This is a genomic window from Flavobacterium limicola (assembly GCF_003634755.1).
Lineage (GTDB): Bacteria > Bacteroidota > Bacteroidia > Flavobacteriales > Flavobacteriaceae > Flavobacterium > Flavobacterium limicola.
Genome location: NZ_RBXA01000001.1, coordinates 1,648,220 through 1,661,528 on the forward strand (window position 1 = coordinate 1,648,220; position 13,309 = coordinate 1,661,528).

At 35.2% G+C, this 13,309-nt stretch carries 5 protein-coding genes; 3 read left to right on the plus strand and 2 right to left on the minus strand.

Translation table 11 applies throughout. The annotated features are described in order from the left end of the window. Window positions 1-3: 3 nt before the first annotated feature. Both BC952_RS07320 and BC952_RS07325 read right to left on the minus strand, forming a co-directional pair. The gene (locus tag BC952_RS07320; RefSeq protein WP_121364880.1) at window positions 4-1,536 is read right to left on the minus strand and encodes a glycoside hydrolase family 10-like protein; all 1,533 of its coding nucleotides are present in this window, start codon (window positions 1,534-1,536) and stop codon (window positions 4-6) included. 307 nt (window positions 1,537-1,843) lie between these two features. Then, on the minus strand, window positions 1,844-3,052 hold the full coding sequence (locus tag BC952_RS07325) for an anhydro-N-acetylmuramic acid kinase (RefSeq protein WP_121364881.1): 1,209 nt from the start codon (window positions 3,050-3,052) through the stop codon (window positions 1,844-1,846). A 338-nt stretch (window positions 3,053-3,390) separates the two neighbouring features. Between BC952_RS07325 and BC952_RS07330 the strand changes: the two genes are divergently transcribed. The 3 genes from BC952_RS07330 to BC952_RS07340 all read left to right on the plus strand — a co-directional run. Beyond that, entirely contained in the window at window positions 3,391-6,306 is a 2,916-nt protein-coding gene (locus BC952_RS07330; protein WP_121364882.1) for an FAD-binding and (Fe-S)-binding domain-containing protein, read from the plus strand. 274 nt (window positions 6,307-6,580) lie between these two features. Next, the gene (locus BC952_RS07335) at window positions 6,581-8,500 is read left to right on the plus strand and encodes an amino acid permease (protein WP_121364883.1); all 1,920 of its coding nucleotides are present in this window, start codon (window positions 6,581-6,583) and stop codon (window positions 8,498-8,500) included. A gap of 682 nt (window positions 8,501-9,182) precedes the next feature. Then, window positions 9,183-13,309 (plus strand): Calx-beta domain-containing protein (locus tag BC952_RS07340; RefSeq protein WP_121364884.1); only part of this gene is annotated, 4,127 nt, incomplete at its 3' end.

A 13,309-nucleotide genomic window follows, 5' to 3' on the forward strand; every position in this document is an offset into this window, starting at 1 on the left:
ATTTTATAGCGTAAAGTTTACTAAAGTTGGGTCACTTTCATTACCATAAAAATCAATGAATGTAATCGCGCAGGTGGTATTTTTGTTTAATTTATAGGATGGAATCACGACTTCAACCGTATCACTATCGTCTTTGAATGCAATTTTATCAATAATTTGACTTGGATCATTTACATTAATTTCCGAGTTGAATTTGGCGCCATAAACCATAACATATCGTACTTTACTATACATTGGATAAGTCACGTTAAATCGTGATGCAATTGGATTTATCAAAATGTTATTTGCAGTTGGTACGATAGCCATTTTTTTTATGGAACCGGGAACTACAGTTGGAAGAGCGGGATATTTGTATTGGTTTTCTGTTAGTAATTTAGTCACACTTTGATTTTTGTTCAAAAATGATTTTGCACTAAAAAACGCATTTCCCTGAACATTTTTGTACGATCTGGTGATGTCAATTTGATTCGGAATTTCTTGTGGATTATTCCATCTTTTATCAGAATCCGCATTGATTTTGTAGGTTCCGTTTCCAATGTAAATTGCAGTATTTGTTGAGTTTTCAGACCACCAACGTAATAGTTTTGAATAAGAAGCCTTTGGGTGATCCATACTCCAATACAATTGAGGAACTAAATAATCAATCCATTTGTTTTCCATCCATGCTAACGGATCAGCGAATAAATCATCGTAATTCGTTTGTCCCGCTTCCGTTTCAGAACCTCTGGGATCCATTGATTTATTTCTCCAAACTCCAAACGGACTGATGCCAAATTGTACCCATGGTTTAATATTTTTTATCGAAAGGGAAACACATCGTACAAAATTATTCACATTCGAACGTCTCCAATCTTCGATACTTAGATTATTTCCATATTTTTTGTACGAAGCGGTATCATTAAATAACTCTCCTTTAATTCTGTATGGATAAAAATAATCGTCAAAATGTATCGCATCTATATCATATTTTTCCACAACTTCTTCTACAATAGCCAGTAAATGGTTCTGAACTTCTGGTAATGCTGGATTGTAATAATATTTTCCACCGTATTTAATCATCCAATCTGGATGCTTGAAAAAATCATGTTCCGGACTCAAAAGCGACGTATTGTAATCCATCGTAGCTCTATATGGATTCATCCAAGCATGAAATTCAAAACCTCTCGCATGCGTTTCAGCAATCATCCACGCTAATGTATCAAAATAAGGTTTGGGTGCCTGTCCTTCTTTTCCGGTCAAAAAACGGGACCAAGGCGCTAATTCAGTTGGATAAAAAGCATCTCCAACGCTTCTAATCTGAACAATTACGGCATTATAATTTAGTTTTTTGTACACATCTAAAATTTCAATATAATCCGCTTTTTGTTTGGCAACATTATCAGTACTCATTTTCGGCCAGTCAATATTTACCACGGTAGCAATCCAAACAGCTCTAAATTCATTTTTTGGATTTGTAGCCAATGCTTGTGCATTACCATTCCAAAAAGAAAGTAAGAGGAATGTAATAAGCAAAAGGGTGTGCTTGAAATTTTTCATTAGAGTTTTGTTTATAGAGTGTTCAAAAATAGTTTTTTTAGTGAAATTTACCAGTTAAAATGGTTTTAAAATTTGACTAATTTTAAGAACTCAATTTCTTTGCCAATTTTCTTACTATCATTAAAAAGTATAGTAGTGTTAGTTTTTTTACAACCGGAGCTAATGTATAGAAGTTAAAATTTTAATTATGTACTTAGACAAATTTAAATTTTAGAGTTTTCAAAGATTAAATAGTAATACATTATTAAAAATGCAATGGAGGATGGCCAAAAATGGATTGTGGATAGTTTGAAATTTTATTTGCTCTTTAATTGGGAAATGATATTTTCCCCATAGAAACTGAAGGGATTCCTTTACGTGTGCCAAAATCTGAGCCTCCACCAGAAATCGTTTCGTTAGCTAAAACAGCGAATAATACTGCTTCTTTTGCATCACCAGAAATACCTAATTCATCAGTTGTAAAAAAATGGCAAGGCAATAGTTCTCTTAACCAACTAACTAATAATGGATTATGTGTTCCGCCACCTGACATATAAATAGAAAAACTTTCTAAATCGTATTTTGTATTTGCTACAGCATACTTAATTGCTTCGGCTATAGTTACGGCGCTAAATCTTGTTAATGTCGCTAATAAATCAGGAACCGAAATATTTTCCGTGTTGCTTTTGGCTTGAGCCTCTTTAACATAGTCGATATTAAAAAGTTCTGGACCAGTAGTTTTTGGGAAAGAATCTTTAAAAAATTTATCGGCTTTTAAAGTATCTAAAAGGGATTGATTTACAACACCAAGTTTTGCAATTTCCGCATCTTTATCATAAGATTTTCCGGGGTAAAATATTCTGGTACACGCATCAATTAAAGTATTTCCAGTGCCGGTATCCGTTACGAAAACCTCCTCGGGGTTCATATTTGAGGGTAAATAGGTGAAGTTTGCAATACCGCCCATGTTCAACATAATGCGATTTTCGCCTTTTTTCCCAAAAATAAAATAATCACCGTAAACCGCCAAGGGAGCTCCTTCACCACCTGCTGCAATGTTTTTTTGTCTGAAATCGGAGAGGGTTATTATTCCTGTTTTTACAGCAATATGGTCGCCATCACCAATTTGCAACGTACCATTTGGGAATTTTTCTTGCTGATGCAAAATTTTTGGGAGGTGCAATACTGTTTGTCCATGTGAAGCAATTAAATCGACGTCATGACTCGATATATTCCAGTTTTCCAAACAATTTAAAACCATGTTGGCATGAAGTATGCCAATCCATTCATTCAATAATACAAGATTGTGGAAATCAATATTTTGTTTTGCAAAAACTTTTTGAATTTCAGTTTTTATTTCTTCGGAATATTCAACCGTATCAAATTTTAGTAGCGCAACTTTTGTGTTTTCTCCAACACCTGAAACCTCGCATAAAGCAACATCGAGGCCATCCATTGAAGTACCTGACATGAGACCAATAATCATTCGGGTAGGTTTTTGGGCAATTTTATACAGTAATTCTAGATTCACATTCATGATTCAATATTTAGCGGACTATTTTGTTTTTGGATATCATTTAAATAGTGGAATATTCGTATTGGATTATTAAAAAAGTTGCAAAATTGAATAAAAGCAAGTTTCAGTATAGATGTAGTACTAAAATAAATTGCATAAACTTTTTAGCAAAGTACAAATTAATTTTAAATGATTAATAATTGATATAATGTGTCAATAAATATATTTTTCACAAACCGATAGATACGACTAGGAATCAAATATTTTAATTGCACCAATTGGGTTTTATTACTAATATTATTAAATTATAGTTTACGATATTTTATATTTGTGAAAATAACAGCAATTTACGCCACTACATGTCAATCACGCCTCAATTAGAACAATTATCTCAGTCATTAGAAGGAACACTTTTTTTTGATGATCTCCATAAAACACTGTATGCCACAGATGCTTCCGCGTATCGGATTATGCCAGTTGCTGTAGCGATTCCAAAATCAGTGGAAGATATTGTGAAAATTATTCGCTTTGCAGCAAAAAATAAAATATCAATTACGGCCAGAACTGCTGGAACTTCGTTAGCCGGTCAAACAGTGGGTAACGGAATAATTGTAGATGTTTCTAAACATTTTACTAAGATTATCGCTTTTGATTCTATAAAAAAAACGGTTACCGTGCAGCCGGGAGTGATTCGAGACGAATTGAATTTGTACTTAAAAGATCATGGATTATTTTTTGGACCCAATACTTCGACTTCAAATCGCTGTATGATAGGCGGAATGGTAGGCAATAATTCATCAGGAACCACGTCAATTCGGTACGGAGTTACCCGAGATAAAATAGTCGAGATTAAAGCCATTTTAAGTGATGGGTCTTCAGCAATATTTAAAGAAATAACTTCAGCCGAATTCATTGAAAAAACAAAAGGAAATGCGCTCGAAAACTCCATTTATAAAACCATTTATGAGGAACTTTCGAATATAGAAAACCAAAAAGAGATTATTAAAGAATTTCCAAAGCCTGAAATTCACAGAAGAAATACCGGATATGCGATTGATTTATTATTGAAATCGGAACTTTTCGGAGGAACGGAAAATACTATAAATCTAGGGAAACTCCTCTGCGGAAGCGAAGGAACGCTTGCTTTTACCACCGAAATCACGTTGAAAGTCGATGAGCTTCCACCAACGAATAATGTTGTGGTAGTGGCGCATTTTCATACTATTCAGGAAAGTTTAGAAGCTGTGGTTACGGCGATGAAACATCATTTGTATACCTGTGAAATGATGGATGACACGATATTGGATTGTACCAAAACCAACCGGGAACAAGCCAAAAACAGATTTTTCATTCAAGGCGAACCAAAAGCGGTTATTATGCTCGAAGTAGCTTCGCATATTAGTATTGAAGATGCCGAAAGACAAGCGAATGATTTGATTGCAGATTTAGAACGAAATAATTTCGGATATGCTTTGCCAAAAATTTACGGAGCTGATATTGATAAAATAAATGAGTTGCGAAAAGCAGGTCTCGGACTTTTAGGAAGTATTGTTGGCGATAATAAAGCCGCCGATTCTATTGAAGATACCGCTGTTGAGTTGAGTGATTTACCTAATTATATTGCCGAATTCTCCGCTATGATGGAACGCCATGGTCAAAGCGCTATTTATTATGCACATGCCGGTGCCGGAGAATTGCACTTGCGTCCGGTTTTAAACTTAAAAACAAAAGAAGGATTACATCAATTTAGAAACATCGCAACCGAAGTGGCTATTTTGGTCAAAAAATATAGAGGCTCGCTGAGCGGGGAACATGGAGACGGAATTGTGCGTGGTGAGTTTTTGCCTTTTATGATTGGAGATAAGAATTATGAATTGTTGAAACGAATCAAACATGCTTTTGATCCCAATACCATTTTAAATGTTGGAAAAATTGTGAACGCTTTCAAAATGGATGAAAACCTTCGGGTAGAAGCGGGCAGAGCCGAACCCGAGATACAAACCATTCAGGATTTCTCGGACAGCATGGGGATTTTGCGTGCTGCAGAAAAATGCAATGGCTCCGGTGATTGCCGAAAATTACCTTCGGCAGGCGGAACTTTATGTCCAAGTTATCGTGCCACCCGAAATGAAAAAGATACTACTCGTGCCAGAGCCAATGCGCTGAGAGAATACCTTACGCATTCGGAAAAAGACAATAAATTCGACCACGAAGAATTGTATAAAGTATTTGAATTGTGCGTGAGTTGTAAAGCTTGCGCCAGTGAATGTCCCAGTAATGTGGATGTAGCGGCATTAAAATCGGAATTTTTGTACCAATACCAAAAAGCAAATGGATTTTCATGGCGCAATAAAGTGTTTGCTTTTAATGCCAAACTGAATGGATTAGGGAGCATTTCTCCAAAGATTACGAATTTCATGGTGAACTTGCCTTTGGTAAAAAAAAGCATGGGAATTGCTTCTAAAAGAGAAGTACCGCTTTTGGCTCCAAAGACGTTTCGAAAATGGTACGAGAAAAATTGGAATCAGGCGCCAAGTAATTCTTTTGTCAACGGAAAAGTATGTTTGTTTTGTGATGAGTTCACTAATTTCTATGACGTTTCGGTTGGAATTGATGCATATGAATTATTGACAGCATTAGGATACGAAGTAATTCTGGTGGATCATGAAGAAAGTGGAAGAGCTTTTATCTCGAAAGGGTTTCTCGAAGAAGCAAAAGCAATTGCGAATACAAATGTAGCTGTTTTTTCGGATTACATTACTGCAAATTTTCCTTTAATTGGAATCGAACCTTCAGCGATATTGACCTTTAGAGACGAATACATTCGATTGGCAGACGATAAAGAAGGTGCCGAAAAATTAGCCAAAAATGTATTTACGATTGAAGAGTTTTTCAAAAATGAGATTACAAAAGGAAAAATTCATGCAGAGCAATTTTCTGAAGAGGAAAAAACAATAAAAATTCACGGACATTGCCATCAAAAGTCATTGAGCACGATGGAAGCGACTTTTGCGATGTTGAATGTACCCAAAAACAGTTCGGTTACTATTTATAATTCGGGTTGTTGTGGTATGGCAGGATCTTTTGGATATGAAAAAGAACATTATGAAATCAGTATGCAAATGGGCGAAGATACGTTGTTTCCTAAAATTAGAACGACTGAACCGACGACAGCTATTGCAGCAGCTGGAACGAGTTGTCGCCACCAGATTTTTGACGGAACCAGCAGAAAAGCATTGCATCCAGTGACAATTTTAAGGAGCTGTTTGAAATAGTCAGTAAATCATAATACGGTTCTAATACTACAGAAAAATATTTTTTGATTTTAATAAATTTTCCTTTTTAAAGGTTTAAAATGTGTTATTTGACTTTTTAAATTAAAAAATAAATCATTTTTAGATTTTAAAAAATAATAAAAAAAAATAGTTGGAGAAACAGCAATAGTTCAATTTGTTTTATACTTTTGATTTTTGAAGATTATTTGCATAATATCTAACATAAAAACATATAATTTACAGTATATTAATTTTTAATGATAAAATTTACAATATGGCGTTAAAGGGTTTATTTAGAAAAAAAACAGTACAAGATATATTAAAACAAGTTGAAAAAAACAATGCGGATGGACATAACGCTCTAGGTAAACACTTAACTGCACGAGATTTGACAGCTTTTGGTATTGCTGCAATTGTAGGAGCTGGAATTTTTAGTACCATTGGAAAGGCAAGTGCCGATGGAGGTCCTGCGGTTATCTTTTTATTCTTATTTACTGCTATAGCATGTAGTTTTGCTGCTTTTGCTTATGCTGAATTTGCTTCAATGGTTCCCGTTTCTGGAAGTGCTTACACGTACTCGTATGTTGCCTTTGGTGAAATTATAGCGTGGATTATTGGTTGGGCCTTGATAATGGAATATTCGGTTGGTAATATAACGGTTGCCATATCGTGGAGTGATTATTTTACAAGTTTACTTGAGAGTGGTGGTCTTCATTTGCCGCAATGGGTTCAGATGGATTTCTTGTCTGCTTCCAGAGGATTTGATGACGCCACGGCACTGATGCAAGGCGGAAAAGAATATGCTAACTTAAGTCCTGCTTTGCAAGATTCTTATACGGCTTGGACAACTTCACCTGTTATTGGTTCATTTCATTTTGTAGCAGATCTTCCAGCATTATTAATTATCGTTTTAATCACAGCATTAATTTACCGCGGGATGAAGGAGTCTCGAAATGCGAGTAATATCATGGTGGTTGTCAAATTATGTATCGTTCTTTTAGTAATTGCTGTTGGTGTTTTCTATGTTGATACTGCTAATTGGGATCCATTTGCACCAAATGGAGTTACAGGAGTTTTAAAAGGAGTTTCAGCAGTGTTTTTTGCTTACATCGGTTTTGATGCTATTTCAACAACTGCAGAAGAATGTAAAGATCCACAACGCGATTTACCAAGAGGAATGATGTGGGCCATAATTATATGTACCATTTTATATATTGCAATTGCCTTAGTTTTAACTGGAATGGTTTCTTATGACCTATTGAATGTAGGTGATCCATTGGCTTTTGTATTTGAAAAATTAGATCTGAAATGGATGTCGGGAATTATTGCAGTTAGTGCAGTTGTAGCTATGGCAAGTGTTTTATTGGTTTTCCAAATGGGGCAACCGCGTATCTGGATGAGTATGAGTCGTGATGGGTTGTTGCCAAAACGTTTTTCAAAAGTGCATCCAAAATATAAAACCCCTTCGTACTCTACAATCGTAACAGGTTTTGTGGTAGCAGTTCCTGCTTTGTTTTTGAACCTAACATTGGTTACGGATTTGTGTAGTATTGGTACTTTATTTGCCTTTGTACTGGTTTGTGCCGGAGTTTTAGTTTTGCAAAATAAGACTGATATTCCTAGAGGAAAGTTTAAAACACCTTATGTAAATTCAAAATTTATAATGCCAGTTTTACTTATTATTGGGTTGGTATTTGCTTTTGGATTTAATAAGAAAGCGACTATGGATTTTATTACCAATGAAACTCAAATTAATAGTTCAGCAGATATTATTACATCCCTTAATAAAGAGGAAACTCAAAAAGTATATGATTATTTAGTAGGAATTGATGTAAAAAATAGCACTGACGAAACACCGGATTTAGAGCTATTATTGAGTCAATACCAAGAAGACGATGCAAAATATTCCAGTATTATAGCTGGTTTACCAATTTCGGATGCTGTAAAATATGAAAGTGGTTTTAGTTTATTTAAACATAAAATTCCAATGTGGATTTTCCTAATTGTTTTAGCTGGATTATCAGTTTGGTCTTTTAAATCAAATTTATCATTGATTCCATTATTAGGCTTAATTTGTTGTTTGTATATGATGGCAGAATTGAGTGTTTGGAACTGGATTTATTTTGGAATTTGGCTTTTGATTGGACTGGTGATTTATTTTAGTTTTAGCCGAAAAAACAGTAAGTTGAACTAAAAGGTATGAAGTCATATTGATATATTAATTACAAGTTTAAGACTACAAAAAAACTGACTAATCGTATTGATAGTCAGTTTTTTTGTTTTTTATAAGGAGGTAAATAGCTACAGGTGAATAAATTCTATTCTATTAAGCGTTTATTTAGCAATTTAGGTCTTCTAAATTGTGTTTTTTACCGAATAAACAATACATTTAGTCGATTAAGGGCCTCAATTCCTCTTTTTTTTTTTTGATTTATCTTTTTTTTTATATAAATACATACATTTGCAAGATATTAAGCAATTAAACATTTGTTTTTAAGAAGATTTTTGTAATCTTTAGCGTTGATTATTGTAATTAATAACTGACTTTTATAAAACAGATTTAAGATATAAAATTCAACATATGAAGAACTTTACTTTTATTATCTCTTTTATCTTATCCTATTTTGCATCTATTGTAAACAAATATTTAGATAATATAATTTTGTTCTATTTGTACTCAAAACAAATGTGTTATGAATTCTCCAATGAATTAGTAATGACTATTTTTACTAATTACCAATCAATCAATAATTTTCCACGCAAGAATTTAGTCCTTTTGAAGGGTCAAATAATTTAGACGTATCAAAAAAACCAGGCTTATTTTTTTTTCGTAAATAAAATATAAACAATACTATTATCCTAATACCCAAATATACATGATAAATTTTACCTCTGTAAAGAATTTCTTTTTTGTATTTTTTTTAATAATTACGTTTCAGAGTGCTAATGCGCAATTTTATACACAACATTATGTAGCTCCAGCTCCTTGGAGGTACTTTAGTGATGCAAATGAGCTAGTTGTTGCTACAGAATCAACAACTAACGTATCTGTACAAGTTAGAAGAAGTGATGGAAATTTAGTTACAACGCTAAATGCTGTTAAAGGAACACCTGCAGTATATCGATTTACTGGTTCGCCCACTGCTGTTGGATCAGAGTATTACGCACTCAATACAGTCATAAGCGGAGCTGGACTAAATATTTCAGCTACAAGACCGATATCTATAAATATAAGAAACGTTGCTTCGGATGCTACAGGTGGTGACGGAACACATATTAAAGGGAATGCCTCTTTGACTAGTTTTGGTAATGCTGGTATTGGAGTGAGTTTTAGAGTTGGTTATTATAGAAACGGTGGTTTAGGTACTAGTCCTGCTCCACAATACAGTGTTATGGCAATAAACAATAACACTTCAGTAAAAATAAATGGAGTCACGGTTGTAACGTTAAGTGCTGGTCAAAGTTATTTGTTTACAAGTGCAATGGGTTCCTTAGTAGAAACATCTGGACCAGCTGTAGTAAATACTGCAGCTCGAATTGATGCACCTGGAGGATGTGGGGACGGTACTTTAGATCAAGTGCCACCAATATCGGTATTAGGAAAAGAATACTTAATATTTAGAGGTCAAGGGAATTCTACAGCAGAACAAACTACAGTTGTTGCTACGGAACCAAATACAGTTCTGAATATTGAACAATTTGCACAAAATGGAACTTTATCCGGTACGCTTTCTGCAACATTAACAAACGCGGGTGATTTTTATACTTATGCACATGGAACTACAGTTTCATTTTCAGCATCGAAGATTAATAGTACCAAGAATGTAGTTGTCTACTCGGGAACTGCAATTACTTGTGAAGTAGATGTTACAGCTGTTGCCCCAGTTTCAGCTTGTGGAGGTTCTAATTTCGTGGAAACTTATAAATTTAGAAATTATGGTAGTAGTGATCTTCCTTATTTTGGTTATATTCTATTAAAAAGTGCAACGGATCAAGTAAATATAAATGGTTCTAATATTGAAACTGCCGCTGGTGTAAGACGTCAATTAGGATCTACAGGTTGGTATTTAATTGATTTTACCAATACTGAAATTACTTCTCCAACGACAATAAGTATTGAAAGCGTTTCTAAAATGACTGTTGGGTTAGTACAACAAGGTGGTGGTTTTTCCATGGCCGCTATTTTTTCTAGTTACACGGAGCAACCAGATGCACCTACTGTTGTTCCTGATACTGGAGGGGTAGGATGTACAGCATCTGCCACTTTATCTACTAATCCAGGATTTGCACCCTATCAGTGGTTCTTGGATGGAGTTGCAATAGCTGGAGCGAATTCTAACACTTATACAACTACAACAACGGGTACATACTCTGTGTCTTCAACTTTATCATGTGGAGCTACTGCGCAATCTGCTCCCGTACCTGTAAATATTTGTGGAGATGTATCACTTACTAAAGCTGTTAATATTGCTAGACCTTGTGTTGACTCTAATGTTAATTTTACAATTACAGCAACAAATAATGGTCCAAGTAATGCAACAGGAGTTTCTGTTTTAGATTTGTTACCAAATGGATATACCTTTGTTTCGGCTACCACTAGCATTGGTACATACACTAGTTCAAATGGTAATTGGGCTATTGGAAGTTTAAATAATCAACAAAGCGCTACTTTAGTAATAACAGCTCGAGTTAATGCATCGGGAGATTATAGAAACGTTGCTACAATAAGCTCATCAAACGACTCTACAACAAATAATAATTCAGCAAATATATCAACCATACCTAATCAACTTCCTGCTGCAGCAACTCTGACCTCTAATAGTCCTATTTGTTCAGGCTCAAATGCAATCTTTACAATTACTGGAACAGCGGGTAATACAGTTACATACACAGGAGCCCAATCAGGAACTGCAACAATTGGAACAGGAGGGACAGTAACTATTACAATACCATCAGTTACAGCAAATACTACTTTAAATCTTACTAACGTAAGTAACGGTACTTGTAGCCGACCATTGACAGCAACTTCAACGGTAACTGTAAATGCTTTACCAGTTGTAGCAACACTTAGTTCTAATAGTCCTATTTGTTCTGGTGCTAATGCAATTTTCACTATAACTGGAACGGCAGGAAATACCGTAAATTATACAGGTGCAGCATCTGGAACAGCAACTATTGGTGCTGGTGGAACAGTTAATATTACAATACCATCAGTTACAGCAAATACTACTTTAAATCTTACTAACGTAAGTAACGGTACTTGTAGCCGACCATTGACAGCAACTTCAACGGTAACTGTAAATGCTTTACCAGTTGCAGCAACACTTAGTTCTAATAGTCCTATTTGTTCTGGTGCTAATGCAATTTTCACTATAACTGGAACGGCAGGAAATACCGTAAATTATACAGGTGCAGCATCTGGAACAGCAACTATTGGTGCTGGTGGAACAGTTAATGTTACAATACCATCAGTTACAGCAAATACTACTTTAAATCTTACTAACGTAAGTAACGGTACTTGTAGTCGACCATTGACAGCAACTTCAACGGTAACTGTAAATGCTTTACCAGTTGCAGCAACACTTAGTTCTAATAGTCCTATTTGTTCTGGTGCTGATGCAATTTTCACTATAACTGGAACAGCAGGAAATACTGTAAATTACACAGGAGTGCAATCAGGAACTGCAACAATTGGATCAGGAGGAACAGTCACTATTACAATACCATCAGTTACAGCAAATACTACTTTAAATCTTACTAATGTAAGTAATGGAACTTGTAGTCGACCATTGACAGCAACGTCAACGGTAACTGTAAATGCTTTACCAATTGCAGCAACACTTAGTTCTAATAGTCCTATTTGTTCTGGTGCTGATGCAATTTTCACTATAACTGGAACGGCAGGAAATACCGTAAATTATAAAGGTGCAGCATCTGGAACTGCAACAATTGGAACAGGAGGGACAGTAACTATTACAATACCATCAGTTACAGCAAATACTGCTTTAAATCTTACTAACGTAAGTAATGGAACTTGTAGCCGACCATTGACAGCAACTTCAACTGTAACTGTAAATGCTTTACCAGTTGCAGCAACACTTAGTTCTAATAGTCCTATTTGTTCTGGTGCTGATGCAATTTTCACTATAACTGGAACGGCAGGAAATACTGTAAATTACACAGGAGCGCAATCAGGAACTGCAACAATTGGATCAGGAGGAACAGTCACTATTACAATACCATCAGTTACAACAAATACTACTTTAAATCTTACTAATGTAAGTAATGGAACTTGTAGTCGACCATTGACAGCAACGTCAACGGTAACTGTAAATGCTCCAACTGTGACCTTAATAGGTACAACTTCAATTACTGAAAATTCTGGTACTGGAGTTAACTTAACAGCAACTTTATCTACACCAACGTTTACTGATGTTTTAGTTACTATTTCTTACACAGGAACAGCAACGATCAATTCAGATTATACTGCAAGTAATGCAACAATTACAATACCAGCAGGATCAACAACTGGAACTATTACCATAATCCCTATTGATGACAATATCAGCGAAGGATCGGAAACGGTTTTTGCTAATATTGACAATGTAAATGGTGGATGTGCTACAGAATTAGGTACTCAATTTGCAATAGTAACTATTTTAGATAATGATGCTGTGCCTGTTGTTGCAACTATCAGTCCTGCTAGTGCTACTGAAGGATCAAATGTGGCATTCAACTTTACGTTGAGTAACCCATCTGCAGTGGCAACTAATTATACGTTCACATTAACCAATGGAACTGCTGGAAGCGCGGATTACACGACAACGGATGTTACAGTAACAGTTCCTGCGGGAGCAACTACCGGAACAGTAAGTGTACCAACGACCCAAGATACCATTGACGAAGCAGATGAAACCTTCACAATCAACAATGGAGCAGTAAGTGCTACAGGTACTATTTTAGATAATGATGCTGTGCCTGTTGTTGCAACTATCAGTCCTGC